Source organism: Streptomyces sp. NPDC042364 (assembly GCF_056437585.1).
Genome location: NZ_JBWKAJ010000020.1, coordinates 1 through 16,190, shown reverse-complemented (window position 1 = coordinate 16,190; position 16,190 = coordinate 1). Strand labels below are relative to the sequence as shown.

The window sequence follows — 16,190 nt, the reverse complement described above, 5'->3', positions numbered from 1 at the left end:
GGTCAGTCCTTCAGTCCGGCATTGATGTCGGCGTTCATGACGTAGCGCTGGAAGACCAGGAAGACGAGGATCAGCGGGATCATGGAGATGACCGATGCGCCGAGCAGCACAGACCAGTTGATGTTCTGCGCGCCGACGATGCTCTGGATGCCGATCTGCACGGTGAACTTGTTGGGGTCGTTGAGCATCAGCAGCGGCCAGATGTAGTCGTTCCACCGCCACTGGAAGGACAGGATGGCGAGGGTGAGCATGATGGGCCGGGAGAGCGGCACCATGATCCGCAGGAAGATCGAGAGTTCACGCGCGCCGTCGATGCGTGCGGCTTCCACGAGTTCGTCGGGAACCGTCAGGAAGAACTGGCGGAACATGAAGCATCCCGTCGCGGTGAGCACGGCCGGGAGGATGATGCCGCCGAACGAGTTGTACAGGCCCAGGTCGCGGACCACCAGGAACGACGGGGCGAGCATGACCTCGCCCGGCAGCATCGTGGTGGCCAGGATGCAGATGAAGAAGGCCTTGAGCCACCGGTTGTCGTACTTGGCCAGCGCGTAACCGGTGCAGCAGCTGACTCCCACCGTGAGGATCGTCGTGATCACACACACGATGGCCGTGTTGATGAAGTACTGGGAGAAGTTGGCACTGCGCCACGCCGTCAGGTAGCCCGACAGGGTGGGGTCGTCGGGAACCAGCGACAGCGGATAGGAGAACAGGTCGCTGGCCGGCTTGAGGGAGCTGAGGATGAACCACAGCACCGGCAGCCCGTACAGGCACGCCAGGATCCACAGCAGTGCCGTCGCGGGCACCGCCCGCCGCAGCCCGCCGGTGGCCGCCTTGCGCGGCGCCTTCTTGGAGACGACCCGTCCGGGCCCTGCGTCGACCGGGCGTGGCATGTCTGTGGTTGTCATCGGTTCTCCACCCGCCGGTTGACGATCAGCTGGATGATCGCGACGGCCATCAGGATGAGCATGAGCACGAAGGACGCGGCGCTCGCGTAGCCGATCTGGCCCCGTTTGAAGCCGGTCTCGTAGATGTACTGGACGAGCAGGTTGTTCGATGTGCCGGGCCCGCCGTTGTTGAGGGCGACGAACACCGGGTACTCCTTCATCGCGTTGATCGTGTTGAGCAGGATCACGATGAACGAGGTGGGCGCGATGCTCGGGAGCGTGATGCTGAAGAACTGGCGCCACGGGCCGGCGCCGTCGAGCGACGCCGCCTCGTAGTACGACACCGGCACGTTCTTGATCGCCGCGATGAACAGCAGCATCGTGAAGCCCGTCCACATCCAGGACGCCGCCATCACCACCACCAGCAGCGACAGGTCCGCGTTCGACTGCCATGGAACGGCACTACCGCCGAGTTCGCCGATGACGTAGTTGACCAGTCCGAAGTTCTCACCGAACAGCCACCGCCACAGGACGCCCACGACGATGGGCGACAGCAGCCATGGGATGAAGAAGATGACGCGGGCGACCGACGAACCCTTGGCGTGCTTGCTCACCACCAGGTTGGCCGCGAGCAGTGAGAGCGCGAAGTTCAGCGGGACGAAGAGCACGGTGTACAGCAGCGTCCGGGTCAGCGCGTGGTAGAAGGCGGAGTCCCCGGCCAGGTTGCTGTAGTTCTCCAGTCCCGTGAACCGGGGAACCCCCACACCCGTGTAGTCGGTGAACGAGTAGACGAGCCCGATGACCGCCGGCCAGACGAAGAACAGCGAGAAGAGCACGACATTGGCCGAGATGAGGACGAGCGGCGCGAGCGTGTACTTGCTGCGTCTCCTGGGCGGGCTCACGGACACGTCCGAGGCGTCCGAGGCGCGTTTTGTCATGTTCCTGGCTCCGTGCTGGTGGATGGGGTTCCGGTGGGCTCGGGCCATGAGCCCGGCATCGCGGGGGCCCGACGGTCCCGGGCGGCGGCGTCCCGCTCCCGCCGCCCGGGACCGTCGTCCCGCGTCAGCCGCCGACCTGCTGGTTGTAGCCGGCCACGATGTTCTCCAGGGCCTTGTCGGCCGACTGCTCGCCGTTGATCGCCTTGCCGAGTTCCGTCTTGGTCGGGTCCTCGGTGAGGCTCTTGCCGTTCAGCACCCACTGCGTCTGCGCGCTGTTGAAGTAGCCGGAGATCGGGTCGTAGAGCGGGATCGACTCGTTGTAGAGCTTGAACGCCGCCTGGGCCGCCTCGGACTTGAAGGGGTACTTCGGGTTCAGACCGCTCTCGACCGGCAGGAAGCCGGAGGCCTCGCACAGCGCCCGGTAGTGGTCCGGCTCGTACAGCCAGGACAGGAACTTCTTCGCGGCGGCGGCCGCGTCGGCGTTGTTGTTGAAGCCGACCGTCATGCCGCCGCTGTTGACGTCGCTGGCCTGCACCGGCTGGGCGGGGGTCGGGACGCTCGCCCACTCGAACTTCTTGATGCTCTCCGCGAAGGCGGGAACCTGCCACACACCGGACCAGTAGGCGACGACGTCACCGCTCTGGAACATGGCCGACGGGTCGGCGCCGCTGGTCCACACCGACTTCGGCATGGTCTTGTCGTCGTTCCAGCCCACGAAGGTGTTCACGGCCTTCTTGGTCGCCGCGTCCACCGAGAACTTGCCGGAGTCGTCCGCGTGGACGTACTTGCCGCCCATCTCGTACACCATGGCGCGGAGCCGGGACGGCGACTGGTCGAAGGTCAGGGAGTACTTGGCCTTCGTCTTGTCGCGGACCTTGTTCGCCGCCTTGATGAACTCGGTCCAGGTCCAGGTCTTCTGGGGCGAGGTCGGGTAGGAGACGCCGGCCTTGTCGAAGAGCGACTTGTTGATGAACATGCCGGACGCGGTGACGTCCGAGGGGATGGACAGCACCTTCCCCGACTTGTCCTTCGCCAGGAAGTTGGCGTTGATGTTGTTGCTCTTCTTGTCGGCGATGGAGCTGAGGTCGATCAGCTTGTTCGACCAGATCGGGTCCAGCGCCGGGACGGCCGCCACGTCGGGCAGGGAGTTCGCCTGCGCGGCGTTGTGCAGCTTGGCCGTGTAGCCGTCGTAGGGGATGTTGACGAGCTTGACCTTGACGCCGGTCTCCTTCTCGTACTGCGCCACCATCTTCTTCCAGCCCGCGTCCTGCCCCGGAACCGTGGAGATCCAGAACGTCAGCGACTTGGAGGTCCCGCCCGATTCGGATCCCCCGCCGCAGGCCGAGAGCAGCAGGCCGCCCGCCGTGGCGACGGCAGCGAGGGGAACCAGGCGGCGTATTCCGCCGCGGCCGAGTCGGCGGGAGCGCCGCACACCCACAGTGATCATCTTCGTTCCCTTTTTCGTCGTAGGGGACAGAGCACGGCGCCGACCGAGGCGGCACGGGTGCAGTTTGCAGGAGGGGTTGCCTTCCGGGGGCGCGGCCTCGCCCGGCCGCGTCGTCCTCGCGGGGCCAGATCCCCGGCCGTTCCGGCCGTCACGCACGGGCTCGCCCTCGTGCGGTTGCCGTACGTCTCGTACGGGCGGGAGACTCGCCCCAAGTCGGCGTCCCGGCCGACCTAGAAAGCGCTTGTCCGGACATTGGCAGATGTCGGTGGAGTCCGTCAATCCTCCACCCGCACCCCTCCGGTCACGGTTTGGATTCCTCGGGCCACCGCCAGCCGACTGGCCCCCACGACGGTGCCGCTCTCGCCCAGCGCGCTGCTCACCACCTCGGTGGGCCAGCTCAGCCGGGCCAGTTCGGCCCGCACACCGGGCAGGAGCTGGGGGTTCGCGCCGACGGCACCGCCCAGGACGATCAGTCCGGGATCGAGCACGGCGGTGGCCGCGGCGGCGAGTCTGCCCACGTCGGCGGCGTGCCGGCCCACGACGTCGCAGGCCCTCGGGTGACCCTCGTCGGCGAGGCCGAAGAGCCGCTCGGCGGAGCGCGGACAGGGCCCGTCGGCGTCCTGCCAGGCGGCCGACGCCCGCCGGAGCAGGGACCCCGCCCCGAGGTGCGCCTCCAGGCCCTCGTGCCGCGGTTCGCGGTCCTCGTCCCACGGGTAGGGCAGCCGGGCCACCTCACCGGCGGCGTGGTTGGCGCCGCGCAGCACCTGGCCGCCGATGACCACGCCGAGGCCGATGCCGACGCCGATCCGCAGGTAGCCGAAGGTGTCCCGGCCGCGGGCGGCGCCCTCGTGGAGTTCGGCGAGCGCGGCGCAGTTCACGTTGTTCTCGAGGTGGACCGGGACACCCGGCGGCAGGGCGACGGACATGGCGTCGAAGACGGGGCCCGCCTTGGCGGTCGCCGGGCGCTCCCCGCCGCCCTCCCGGCCCCGGGTGGTCACGTCGCCGACCGCCACCACGACGGCCCGCAGCGGGGCGCCGGGCGGCAGCTCGGCGAGGACCTCGCTGACGACGCCCGCGGCGTCGGGCCGGGAGCCGGCGCCCTCGGCGAGCAGGGTTCCGTCCAGGGCGCAGCCACGCACCCGGGTGCGGCTCGGGCCCAGGTCGACGGCGAGGACGGCGCCGGCCGCGGCGCCGAGGGCGTAGACGGCGGCGGAGCGGCCGGTGCCGCCGGAGGCGGTGCCCGAGCAGGCGGCGAGGCCGGCCGCCTCCAGCTCGGCCACGGCGGACGAGACGGTCGGCTTGGACAGGCCCGCCGCGGCGGCCAGTTGGGGGCGTGTGGCGGTGCACGTCGCCGCCAGTACGGCGAACACGGTGCGGGCGCTCTCGCTCAGGTACATGCTCTCCCCAGTCGTGCCGCGGCGGTCCGCACGGGTCGTGCGGCATCCGGGTCCGAACCTCTTGACGCTCCCTAATTCGTTAGTTAATTTCCTAACGAAGTCAAGCGGTACTCGCCTGCCGCACCAGCAGAGGCCCGTCCCGGGGCTTCCCGAGCACCCCCCACAGACTTTTCTGTGTCCAGGCACGGTTCGCCCGCCGTCGCAGCGCCATCGCAACGCAACGACGAGAGAGGCCTTCCGTGCAGGACTTCAGGCCCGCGATCGGTATCGACGTGGGCGGCACCAAGACCCATCTCCGTGCGGTCACGGGGACGGAGAACGTGGCCGACCACGTCCGTACGAGTCGTGGCTGGCGGCCGCACGACCCGGCGGCGGCCACCGAGTGGCTCGCCGCGCTGGTCGAGGAGGTGCTGCCCCCGCCGGTCGCCCCGGCCGCCGTGGCGGTCGGCGCGCACGCCTGCGAGACCCCCCGGCAGTGCGCGGAGATCCGCCTCGCCCTGGAGGCACGGCTTCAGGTGCCGTGCCTGGTCGTGGGGGACGCCGAACTGCTCGTCCCGGCCGCCGGGCTCGACAAGGGCGCGGGGCTCGTCGCCGGCACCGGTTCGGTGGCGGTCGGCCGCCTCGCCGACGGCACCCCGGTGCAGGTCGGCGGCTGGGGCGCGGTCCTCGGGGACGAGGGCGGCGCCGCCGGCCTGGTCCGCGAGGCGGCCCGCGCCGTCTGGGCGGCGCACGACCGCGGGGAGGCCCCTGACCCGCTGGCCCGGCTGCTGGTCGCCTCGTTCGAGGTGGGCGAGGTCCCGGCGCTGGGCGCGGCCCTGGAGAGCGCCACGGACGTGTCCGCCGAGTGGGGCAGGCACGCCCCCGTGGTGTTCGAGGCCGCCGAGCAGGGCTCCGTCCTCGCCCACCGGGTGATCGACGACGGAGGCCGCGCACTCGCCTCCCTCGTCGAGCGGCTGGCCGCGCGCGGCGTCCCCGTCGACGACGTGGTGGTCGCGGGCGGCACGATCCTCTCGCGACCCGCCCTGTACTCGGCGTTCGCCGTCGCCCTGACCCACACGCTCCCCTCGGCCCGGCCGCAGCCCCTGCGCGTGCCGCCGGTCGAGGGGGCGGTGGCACTCGCACGATCCCTCCTTCGACCGGTCAGCTCCTGATCATCCTGATCACCGTCCGGTCGCCGACCGGACATGAACCGGTCATACGTCAACTCCACGCTCAGCCCGCACGATCACCCCATCGCGAAAGGAGCGGCACCCCCATGCCGTCATCTGCCGGGCACCACACGCTCAACCGGCGCGTCTTCCTCAGGAACTCCCTCGGCGTCTCGGCCGGCCTGCTCGCCGCTCCGACCCTCGCGAGCCTGTGGCAGGCCCCCGAAGCCAAGGCCGCCACCGCGTTCGCCGCGTTCGTGGACGACTACACCACCAACACCACGGCGAACCTCACGCCCGAGACCAACGCCGTGGTCCGCGCCCTCGGCGGCTTCGCCGCTGTCTGGAAGAGCGGGGGCGCCTGGAACACCGGCGCCCCGCTGCTGCCGGAGATCCTGCGCGCCAACATGCGCTACTGCGCCCGGATCACCGCCCGTCGCACGGATGCCCAGGCCCGTCAGGCGTTCATCACCGACCGGCAGCACCAGAGCTACTCGGTGATCTCCGGCCTCGGCCCGCTCGCCGACCTCTACAAGGCGGGCGCCAAGGCGGTCACGGCGATCACCTCCGCCCCGGACGGCATCCCGCCGGGGAAGATCAGCGACTCCGTCCCGGCCGACGCGCCCCCCGGGTCGGCGAACGGCGCCGGGTCGACCACCTCCGAGCTGGGTCTGGTGGCCCAGCTGGTGAACACGGTCCGCGGACCGTTCGCGTCGAGCAACCCGGCCAAGTTCTCGTACCAGTACCCGCGGCCCTGGCGGATGAACGAGAACAGCGAGGTCGTCGACACCGGCGCGAAGGACGAGTTCGGCTTCCCGGTGTACGAGTCCGAGGTGATCGTCGCCCCGCAGCTGCTGCGCCAGCGCGGCGAGAACCCGGCCGAGGACGGCGGCTTCCCCAGTGGCCACACCAACGCCCTGCACCTGGCGGCCCTGGCCTACGCGTACGCGATACCGGAGCGATTCCAGGAGATGGTGACCCGGGCGTTCGAGGCGAGCCACGACCGGATCGTCTCCGGCATGCACTCGGCGGTCGACGTCCTCGGCGGCCGGGTGATGGCCACGGCACTGGCGGCCGCCACGCTCGCCGACCCGAAGAACGCCGGGCTGAAGGCCGCCGCGCGCAAGCAGGCCGCCGAGTACTTCCAGGCGAGGACCGGCACCACGGCCGACACCCTGTTCGCGTACGCGCACTCGGCCGGCACCGACACCGACCCGTACGCCGACCGGATGGCCAACGCCCGGCTGGTCGAGCCCAAGCTGACGTACATCCTGACCCGGCGCGGGCGCTCGCAGGAGCTGACCGTACCGAAGGGCGCCGAGGTGCTGCTGGAGACGCGGCTGCCGTACCTCGACGCGGCCCAGCGGCGTGAGGTGCTGCGCACCACCGCGCTGCCGTCCGGGTATGTGCTGCTGGACGGCTGGGAGCAGTGGGGGCGGCTCAACCTGTTCGCGGCGGCGGACGGATACGGCGCCTTCGACACCGACGTCACCGTCACGCTGGACCCCGCGCTCGGCGGATTCCACACCGCCGACACCTGGCGCAACGACATCTCGGGCCCGGGCGGCCTGGTCAAGCGGGGCGGCGGAACGCTCACGCTGACCGGCGCCAACCGGTACACGGGTGGAACCACCGTGGAGGCAGGTGTGCTCGCGGCGGGCTCGAAGGACGCCCTCGGCCGCGGTGACGTGCGGGTGGCGGGCGGCACGCTCGGCACGGGCGACCGCACGGTGCGGGTGCGCGGCGGCTACACGCAGGCCGGTGTCCTCGACGTGACGCTGGACCGGGGCGCCGACCCTGCCCTCGTGGTGGACGGGGTCGCGGTCCTGGAGCGGGGCAGCGAGCTGGTGGTCCGCTTCGACGCCGCGCAGCCACCGCGGCCGGGCAGCACGGTGGCGGTCATCGGGGCGGGGTCCCTGCGGGGCCGGTTCTCCGAGGTCACGGTCGCCGTCGAGGGCTGGACGGCCGAGCAGGTGTGCGACCGACACGGGGTGTCGGTGCGTCTGCGGAAGAAGTAGCACCTTGCGGTGGTGAGCTGGTCAGGGGGCGGCGGATGCCGCCCCCTGCCGTCGTCTCACAGTGCCGGCGGCAGCGCCTGTTCGGCCCAGATGGTCTTGCCCGCGCCGCTCGGCCGGCTGCCCCAGCGGTCGGTGAGCTGGGCGACGAGGAGCAGGCCGCGGCCGCCCTCGTCGAAGGTGCGGGCCCGGCGCAGATGCGGGGAGGTGCTGCTGCCGTCGGACACCTCGCAGATGAGGGTGCGGTCGCGGATGAGCCGTAGCTGGATGGGGGCGCCGCCGTAGCGCATGGCGTTGGTGACGAGTTCGCTGACGACGAGTTCGGTGACGAAGACGGCGTCCTCCAGGCCCCAGCGCACCAGCTGGTCGGTGGCGAGCCTGCGCGCGTCGGCGACGAGCGAGGGGTCGTCGGCGAAGTTCCAGACGGCCACCTGTTCCGCGTCGAGGGCGCGGGTGCGGGCGAGCAGCAGGGCCACGTCGTCGGCCGGGGTGTCCGGCAGGAGGTCCCTGAGCACGTTGTCGCAGGCGCCCTCCAGGCTGCCGACCGGCCCGGTCAGGGCGGCGCGCAGGGCGGCGGTGCCGGTGTCCACGTCCCGGTCCCGGGCCTCCACGAGGCCGTCGGTGTAGAGGGCGAGGACCGAGCCCTCGGGCAGCTCCAGCTCCGTCGACTCGAAGGGAAGCCCGCCGACGCCCAGCATCGGTCCCGCCACCACGTCGATGACGTCCACGCCGCCGTCGGGCCGTACCACCACGGGCGGTACGTGCCCCGCCGAGGCGATCGAGCAGACGCGGGCCACCGGGTCGTACACCGCGTACAGGCAGGTGGCGCCGATCTCTCCGCCGCCGCTTTCGTCGCCCGCCGCGAGGTGCTCCACGAGGTCGTCGAGGTGGGTGAGGAGTTCGTCGGGCGGCAGGTCGACGTCGGCGAGCGCCCACACCGCGGTGCGGAGCCGGCCCATGGTGACGGAGGCGTGGATGCCGTGTCCGACGACGTCGCCGACGACCAGGGCGACGCGGGTGCCGGACAGCGGGATCACGTCGAACCAGTCGCCGCCCACCCCGGCCTGCGACAGCGCCGGCAGATAACGGGAGGCGAACTCGACGGCCGCCTGACCCGCCACCGTACGCGGCAGCAGGCTGCGCTGGAGGGCGAGCGCGGTGGTGCGTTCGCGGGTGTAGCGGCGGGCGTTGTCGACACAGACGGCGGCGCGGCTGGTCAGCTCCTCGGCCAGGGCCACGTCGTCCCGGTCGAAGGCGTCGGGGCGTTCGGGGGTGAGGCTCCGTACGAACACGGCCACGCCCAGGGTCGTGCCGCGGGCGACGAGCGGTACGGCCATCAGGGACAGGTCCCGTTCCTCGGCCTCCCGCAGCTTGGCGGAGCGGGCGTCGTGCCGGGCGAACCACGCGTCGAGGTCGCGGTCGCCGGTCCGGGTGAGGACGGCCTCGCCGGTGCGCAGGGCGCGGGCGGGCGGCGAGAAGGGCGGGTAGAGGTCGGCGGAGCCCAGGCGGACCGCCGCCTCGGGGACGCCGGGGGTGCCGGAGTGGTGGGCGGCCCGGTGCAGTTCGAGATCGCCGTCGACCGGGCCCCTCCGGGGCTCCTCGCCCCGGAGCACCGACTCCAGGAGGTCGACGCTGGCGAAGTCGGCGAGCCGGGGTACGACCAGCTCGGCGAGTTCGCGGGCCGTCCGGACCACGTCGAGCTTGGTGCCGATGGACCCGGCGGCCTCGTTCAGCAGGGCCAGGCGCTGGCGTGCCCAGTGCTGCTCGCTGCTGTCGAACGCGGCGAGGGCGGTGCCGATCAGCGCTCCGCCGTGGTCCCGCACCGGCCACATCTCGAGGTTCCAGGCGTGCGTGCGGCGGCCGGACGGTGAGCGGGTCCAGCTCTCGTAGTGGACCGGCCGGCCGGTCTCCACGACGGTCTCCAGATGGCGCAGGAAGGCGCGGCTGTGGTCGGCGTCCTCCACGGTCTCCGGGTAGTACCGGTTCCGGAACTCCGCCTCCGGCCGGCCCATGCCCCGGCACGCCGCGTCGTTCATCCTCAGGTACCGCTGCCCGGTGTCGAAGACCGACATGGACAGGGACGCCTGCTGGAAGGCCAGCTCGCCGAGGGCCCGCTCGGCCGGGTCCGGACTCGCGACCACGACGAACCCCCGCCGGGCGTCGCCGGCCAGCAGCGGGACCATCCGCAGGCCCACCTGCCGCGGCCGGCCGTCCCGGTGGCGCAGGGTCAGCACCGCCTCGCCGTGCGCGAGCAGCGCCCGCCGGGCCGCCGTCGCGTCCCCCTGGGCCAGGTCCGACGCCGGCCGGCCGGTGACGTCGGCGGCGGTGTACCCGGTGAGCCGGCGCGCGCCCTCGCTCCATCCGGAGACGAGGCCGTGGGCGTCGACCACCGCCATCGCCTCGTCGGCCGTCACGGCCCGCGGCCCGCCGGACGCCTTCGTCACCATATGGCCAGGATGGTCCGATCGCGGCAGGGCAACAACCCGGATGCGCCGGGGACGAGCCGGGTCCGGCCCCGCCGCGCGGGGCGACGTCGCAATCCCCACCGAACCGGGAGGCCCTCACCTGTTCAAGATCCCTCAGCCGAGACCTGCCTCACCCGTCCACAACCTCCCGGGACAGAACATTAGGCCGTGGTGCGGGATTCGAGGTCCTTGCGGGTGTCGTCGCCGTACACGCCGGTCTCGTCCCCGCGGATGCCGTACCAGAGCTGGAACCGGGCGACGGCCTCCCTGAGGACGACGTCGTACTCGCCCGAGGTGGGGCCGTTGTCGTACACGTTGGGGATGCGCCTCAGCCGCTGCTGGAGTTCGGAGACCTCGGGGCCGCTGTCGCCCTCGCGGAGGGTGCCGGGGCCGTCGGGGTCGGCGGCGGCGTCACGTTCCGGGGCGGAGGGCTCGGGCGCGGGCGCGGAGGCGGCCGGCGCCGAGGGGGTGGGGGTGATGGGCCGGGCCTCGGGCCTGGTGTCACCGCCGGGTACGAGGAGTGCGGCGCCGAAGCCGAGGAGGGCCGCGGCTCCGATGCCGACGACGACGGCCGCCCGTTTGAGGCCCGCTCCCCCGTCGGGTGCCGGGCGCTTCCGCCCGCGTCGCTCACCGCGCGGGGCGGCGCCGGTCGCGAAGTCCTCGCCGGCCCTCACCGGGGGGAGTTCCTCGGTCTCGTACTCGTCCGTCCGGGGCAGGAGCCGCTCCGGCGCGGGTTCGGTGGCCGGCGCCGCCGGCCGGTTCGCGGCGGGTGTCGGGGGTACGGCGACGGTCTCGTACTCCTCCTTGGGGGCCGTCGTCCCCTTGTACAGCTCGAACTCACGCAGCAGCTCCGCCAGGGCCTCGGTCCGGCGGCGGCGCATGACATACGTGGGCTCGATCGTGGGACGCTTCGTCGTCTGCCCTGGTTCGGGCGGCATCGACACGCTGTTCTCCTTCCGTGGAAAGCGGTCTCCCGCCATCCCCGTGAGGAGATACGGGAGGACCGCGCGGAGGGTTCAGCTCATCGGCCGCCCGCCGGTTCACCGGGGAGCACGGCGACGGTCTGCACCACGCGGAAGGCGGCGGCCTGTACCTCGCGCGTCAGGGCGTCAGGGCGTCAGGGCGTCAGGGTGATGCGTACGCCGACGGTGCCGGTCGAACCCCGGCGGAGGCGGCTGCCCAGGAGGGTGAGGCGGCCGAGGAGGCCGTATTTGCGGGCGATGAGCCGGCGGTAGGCGGCGGAGCCGGTCGCGTCGAGGATCTCGGCGCGGGCGGGGACGGATTCCCCGGTGGGGTTGCCGCGTACGTCGCAGGGGCCGACGAGGACGTCGGCGCGGTTGCGGATCCGCTTGACCTTCCAGGAGTCGGCGACCGTCCAGACGCCGAGCGCGTCACCGTCCCGCACCACCCACACCGGGGTGGGAACGGCGGTGCCGTTCTTGCGGTAGGTGGTGATCAGCAGGTACTTGCCCGCGCCGAGGGCGTCGAGTGTGGTGTCGGCCATGGGCGGAGTCTAGGGCTCGGGGGAGCGCCGGGCGGAAGTCCTCGTACGGGGCGACTCGGGCTTTCGCCCGGGGCGCCGAGAGGGCGTGCCGGGCGTCGGGGGGGGAGACGGGAGTCGGACCACAGCCCCGAGGGCCCTTCTGACGGATCTCCGCGGGAGAAGGGCCCAGGTGTACGGCCGCCGGTGACGAGCCGGCGGCCGTAGCGCGATGAGCGGCCGGCGAGGACGTCGCGGCGTCAGTCCAGCAGGCCGTCGTAGTCCGGGAGTTTGAACGTGCGCTCGGCGTGGCCGCCGACGAGGTCGGTGGTGTTGTTGCCGACGTTGGCGATGATCGTGTAGCCGTCCGACTCGATGTCCGCCCGGGAGGCGGTCTTGTAGGCGGAGACCTCCTCGAAGAGGTCGGGCAGGTCGCGGACGTAGAGGCCGTCGACGGGGTAGCCGACGGTCTTCAGGTTCCACTCGGTGATGCTCTCGATGATGCCCGGGCGGGCGGTGACGAAGAAGACGGCGACCCCGCGGGACTTGGCGTACCGGGCCAGCTGGAGCGAGGGCTTGAGCGCCGGGGTGGGCAGCTTGTACCAGGGCGTGTAGTGCGTCTCCAGGGTGGTGTTGTCGATGTCGAAGACGATGGCGAGCCCGCGCCCGGACGTGTTCGCCGTGCGCTGCTGCACGTAGGGCGTCGCCGTGTCGATGACGGCCTTCACGTCCTTCTGCCAGGTGGCGTAGTCGACCTCGGCGGCCGCGGCGGCGCTCACCACGGCCCGGCTCGGGGCCGCGGCCGCAGGCACGGCGGCGGTCAGCGAACCGCCCAGACCCAGGACGGCCACCGCGGCGACCGTCGTGACGCGGCGTCCCACACCGCTAGCTGTCATGTTCGTCCCCTTCGCATGTGAAAGCGGCGAGGTCGTTCGAACCGTCGCCGCACTCGTCATGGTCATGCCCATCAGTGGCCGGGAGACTACCTGAGAGTTACTGATTGGTAGAGGGGTCTCGACGATCGAAAAACCGCGGAGCCGGGGCGGGGACGGCACCCCGTTCGCCGTGAAGATCGCAGAAGGCTCGGCAAAGCCCAACCAACGGGTCTACATTGCCCGTTGACTCTGCTTACGCCACAGAAGATCCAGGAGCTGAAGCCGTGACGGACAACCCGGCAGCCTCGGCCTTCCCCTCCTCCTCGCTGAACAGCCGTATCGTCACCACCCGGCCGGTCGCGGCGCGGATCTGGAACTACTGGCTCGGTGGCAGGGACTACTACGAGGTCGACCGGAAGGCCGGGGACGAGATCAGCCGGATGCATCCGAGCATCCACGACTACGCCCGCGCGGACCGGCAGTTCCTGGGGCGGGCCGTGCGCCATCTGGCGGCCGACGTGGGCATCCGGCAGTTCCTGGACATCGGCGCCGGGCTGCCGACCGCGGACAACACCCACGAGGTCGCCCAGCGCGTCGCGCCGGACGCGCGTGTCGTCTACGTCGACAACGATCCGCTGGTCCTGGTCCACGCCCGCGCCCTGCTGACCAGTTCGCCCGAGGGCCGCACGGACCACGTCGACGAGGATGTGCGCAATGTCGACTCGGTTCTCCGGCACTCCTCGCGGATCCTGGACCTGAGCCGGCCGGTCGCGCTGATGCTGCTCGACGTGATGGCGTTCGTCGGCGACGACGAGGACCCCCACGGCATCGTGCGCCGTCTGATGGACGCCCTGCCCGCGGGCAGCCATCTGGTGCTGTCGCACACCATCACCGGCCCCGGATGGGCCGATGTCGACGCCGCCGCGGCCTGGTGGAACGCGCACGGCACCCCGCGGCTGAACCAGCGCGCCCCGGAGGCCGTCGCCCGCTTCTTCGACGGGCTGGACCTCCTCGAACCGGGCGTGGTGTCGTGCACGCGCTGGCGCCCGGAGACCACCGGCGACGGCTCCGGGGAACCGGAGGAAGTCGCCATGTACTGCGGAGTGGGGGCCAAGCGCCGATGACGACCGACCGGGTGAGACTCCAACTGGACGTGACCGACTTCGACCTGGCCCGCTTCCAGCCGTACGTCGACAAGTGCCGGACGTCGGGCATCCGGCTGACCACGCTCTCGGAACTCGGCGACACCCCGGAGCACCGCCGCGCGTTGTACGCGCTCAACAAGGAGTGCTCGGCGGACATCCCGGGGCGCGGCCCGTTCCACGGCTACGCGGAGTACCACCGGCTCCGCTTCGAGGTCCCCGCCTACGATCCGCGCGGAGTCGTGCTGGCCCTCGACGGCGAGCGGTGGGTCGGGATGGCGGCGACCTCGGACCGGCGCGGGTCCGGGTTCGTGTTCAACGAGATGACGGGGGTGCGGGCCGGTCACCGGGGCCGGGGCCTCTCCGTCGCGATGAAGACGTTCGGCCTCGGCTTCGCCGGCCTGTGCGGGGTCAGCCTCGTCCGCACGGTCCACCACCCCGGCAACACCCGGGCGATCGCCATGAACCGGACGTTGGGGTATGTCGACGCCGACTGGTGAACACGTGCCCGTCACCGCACGTATAGGAGAAGGGCGCTCAAGGACCGGACGCCCTCGCGGTGTTGACGCCGTGCCGTACGGGGTTCGGGAGCCAGGTAATGAGGCACGCACGACGACGAGTCGTGAAGCGAGTGGCACGGCTTACGGCCGTGGGAGGACTGCTCTGCGGAGGCCTGATGGTCACCCAGGCGGCGATGGCGACCGAACCCGTCACCTCGCCGCCCGCGGCCCGCAGTTCGGTTCTGGCGGCCTCCGGCACGGCCACGGGACTGGTGAGCAGGCTCGGCTCCTCCCGTACGGCGGGCTCCTGGATCGCCGACGACGGGCGGCCGGTGGTCGCGGTCACCGACGAGGAGGCGGCGGCCGAGGTGAAGGAGGCGGGCGCCCGCCCCAAGATGGTCGAGTACAGCGCCGAGGAGCTGAAGTCCGCCACCGCGGCCCTGCGTTCGGCTCCCCGCGTACCGGGCACCTCCTGGGCCATCGACCCCACGTCCAACGAGGTCGTGGTGCGCGCCGACAGCACCGTCTCCAAGGGGGACTGGGCCAGGCTGACGGACCTGGCCGAGGGGATCGGCGGCTCGGTCCGGATGGAGCGCACCAAGGGCGCCTACACGATGCGGCTCAACGGCGCACAGCCGATCTTCGGTACCGGCGGGCGCTGCTCGATCGGCTTCAACGTCACGGACGGGGAGAACGCGTTCATGCTGACCGCCGGGCACTGCGGTCCGGCGGGCTCGGTGTGGTTCTCCGACAACCAGGGCCGGGAGGAGATCGGCCGGACCGTCGAGACGAACTTCCCCGGCGGTGACTTCTCGCTGGTGCAGTACCTGAAGGACGCGCCGAGCAACGCGAGCAACGTCGTCGCCGTCGGCGACGGGCGCGGGGTGCGCATCACGGGTATCGGTGACGCGGCGATCGGCCAGCGGGTGTTCCGCAGCGGCAGTACGACCGGTTTCCGCAACGGCGAGGTCACCGGCCTCGACGCGACGGTCAACTATCCGGAGGGCACCGTCTCCGGGCTCATCGAGACCACGGTGTGCGCGGAGCCCGGCGACAGCGGGGGCCCGCTCTTCTCGGAGGGTGTGGCTCTCGGGGTCACCTCGGGCGGCAACGGTGACTGCTCACAGGGCGGCACCACCTTCTTCCAGCCGCTCAAGGACGCCCTGGACGAGTTGAACGTCCAACTGGCGGGTGTTCCCCAGGCGCAGGCGACCGCCGGTGCCGACGCCCCCTCCGACGACGAGGCCCAGCAGGGCGCGGCCGCGCCGGGTGCCGTGGAGCCGGGAGCGGTGGGGCCGGTCGACGCCTCCGGCGCCGCGTCCGATCTGGTCGACCGCCTCGCCGACCCGCGCAACCTGGGTCCGGGCCTTCTGGTCGTCGCCGGCAGCCTGGTCGCCCTGGCGGCGACCCGCTTCATCCGTACGGAACAGGACCGGGCGGCCTACCGCCGTCAGTATTCGCAGAGCTGGAGCTGAGCGCCCCGTCACGGTCAGCCACGAGGGGGTCGCGGCCGGAGAGCTACTGGGCCGCGGCCCATTCGAGGACGAGCCGCTCGTACTCGCTCCGCTGCTCCCTGTTCAACGTCCCGCCGCTCCGGAACCAGAGTGCCCGGATCTCCTCGTTGACCTCGGCGGCCGTTCGTACCGGTCTTTCCGCTCTTTCCAGGACGACATCAGGGGTAGTGGACATGGTGTAAACCATATGTCGTCGAACGTGAAGCCCGTGTGAGTAAAGGTCCCACTTCAGACATTACGGACCGTGAAGCTGATCACTCCGTGTTCAGGGCCTTGGAGCTCCGAACAAGAGTGGAGTCCGATCAGCTCGCGGCGTCCGGTGCGTGCGATCGCAAGGCGCCGGAAGCTCCTTGTAGCGGGGCTACCAGGGGCTTTCGGCAACGCG

At 71.5% G+C, this 16,190-nt stretch carries 14 protein-coding genes; 5 read left to right on the top strand and 9 right to left on the bottom strand.

The window, feature by feature from the left end:
* Window positions 1-2 precede the first annotated feature (2 nt).
* From AC067N_RS30570 to AC067N_RS30555, 4 genes are all read right to left on the bottom strand, one after another.
* On the bottom strand, window positions 3-905 hold the full coding sequence (locus AC067N_RS30570; protein ID WP_478682134.1) for a carbohydrate ABC transporter permease: 903 nt from the start codon (window positions 903-905) through the stop codon (window positions 3-5).
* Window positions 902-1,822, bottom strand: a complete 921-nt coding sequence (locus AC067N_RS30565; RefSeq protein WP_478682133.1) for a carbohydrate ABC transporter permease — start codon at window positions 1,820-1,822, stop codon at window positions 902-904. Before AC067N_RS30565 ends, AC067N_RS30570 begins: the two co-directional genes overlap by 4 nt.
* Window positions 1,823-1,946: 124 nt before the next feature.
* Window positions 1,947-3,269 (bottom strand): extracellular solute-binding protein, encoded by a 1,323-nt coding sequence (locus AC067N_RS30560; RefSeq protein ID WP_478682132.1) that lies wholly within the window; start codon window positions 3,267-3,269, stop codon window positions 1,947-1,949.
* A gap of 275 nt (window positions 3,270-3,544) precedes the next feature.
* Window positions 3,545-4,666 carry an ROK family protein gene (locus tag AC067N_RS30555; RefSeq protein WP_478682131.1) on the bottom strand — a complete coding sequence of 374 codons (1,122 nt, stop codon included), beginning with the start codon at window positions 4,664-4,666 and terminating at the stop codon, window positions 3,545-3,547.
* Window positions 4,667-4,905: 239 nt separating this feature from the next.
* On the opposite strand from AC067N_RS30555, the gene AC067N_RS30550 reads away from it, so the two are divergent.
* Together AC067N_RS30550 and AC067N_RS30545 are read left to right on the top strand one after the other, a co-directional pair.
* Complete coding sequence (locus AC067N_RS30550; RefSeq protein ID WP_478682130.1) at window positions 4,906-5,817, top strand: N-acetylglucosamine kinase; 912 nt, start codon at window positions 4,906-4,908, stop codon at window positions 5,815-5,817.
* A gap of 104 nt (window positions 5,818-5,921) precedes the next feature.
* Window positions 5,922-7,832: a phosphatase PAP2 family protein gene (locus tag AC067N_RS30545; RefSeq protein ID WP_478682129.1), complete on the top strand. Its 1,911-nt coding sequence runs from the start codon at window positions 5,922-5,924 to the stop codon at window positions 7,830-7,832.
* A 56-nt stretch (window positions 7,833-7,888) separates the two neighbouring features.
* Here the strand turns inward: AC067N_RS30545 and AC067N_RS30540 are convergent, their stop codons facing one another.
* The 4 genes from AC067N_RS30540 to AC067N_RS30525 form a co-directional block, all read right to left on the bottom strand.
* Entirely contained in the window at window positions 7,889-10,276 is a 2,388-nt protein-coding gene (locus tag AC067N_RS30540) for an ATP-binding SpoIIE family protein phosphatase (RefSeq protein ID WP_478682128.1), read from the bottom strand.
* Window positions 10,277-10,455: 179 nt separating this feature from the next.
* Complete coding sequence (locus AC067N_RS30535; RefSeq protein WP_478682127.1) at window positions 10,456-11,238, bottom strand: peptidoglycan-binding domain-containing protein; 783 nt, start codon at window positions 11,236-11,238, stop codon at window positions 10,456-10,458.
* Between the two features lie 173 nt (window positions 11,239-11,411).
* Window positions 11,412-11,798, bottom strand: a complete 387-nt coding sequence (locus AC067N_RS30530) for a PPOX class F420-dependent oxidoreductase (protein WP_478682126.1) — start codon at window positions 11,796-11,798, stop codon at window positions 11,412-11,414.
* Window positions 11,799-12,034: 236 nt separating this feature from the next.
* Entirely contained in the window at window positions 12,035-12,670 is a 636-nt protein-coding gene (locus tag AC067N_RS30525) for an HAD family acid phosphatase (protein WP_478682125.1), read from the bottom strand.
* A gap of 263 nt (window positions 12,671-12,933) precedes the next feature.
* Between AC067N_RS30525 and AC067N_RS30520 the strand changes: the two genes are divergently transcribed.
* From AC067N_RS30520 to AC067N_RS30510, 3 genes are all read left to right on the top strand, one after another.
* On the top strand, window positions 12,934-13,773 hold the full coding sequence (locus AC067N_RS30520) for an SAM-dependent methyltransferase (protein ID WP_478682124.1): 840 nt from the start codon (window positions 12,934-12,936) through the stop codon (window positions 13,771-13,773).
* A gap of 11 nt (window positions 13,774-13,784) precedes the next feature.
* Window positions 13,785-14,291: a GNAT family N-acetyltransferase gene (locus AC067N_RS30515; RefSeq protein WP_478682123.1), complete on the top strand. Its 507-nt coding sequence runs from the start codon at window positions 13,785-13,787 to the stop codon at window positions 14,289-14,291.
* 98 nt (window positions 14,292-14,389) lie between these two features.
* Entirely contained in the window at window positions 14,390-15,766 is a 1,377-nt protein-coding gene (locus AC067N_RS30510; RefSeq protein WP_478682122.1) for a S1 family peptidase, read from the top strand.
* A gap of 43 nt (window positions 15,767-15,809) precedes the next feature.
* On the opposite strand, the gene AC067N_RS30505 is transcribed toward AC067N_RS30510, so the two are convergent.
* Window positions 15,810-15,980, bottom strand: coding sequence for a hypothetical protein (locus AC067N_RS30505; RefSeq protein WP_478682121.1), 171 nt, complete (start codon window positions 15,978-15,980; stop codon window positions 15,810-15,812).
* Window positions 15,981-16,190: the final 210 nt, after the last annotated feature.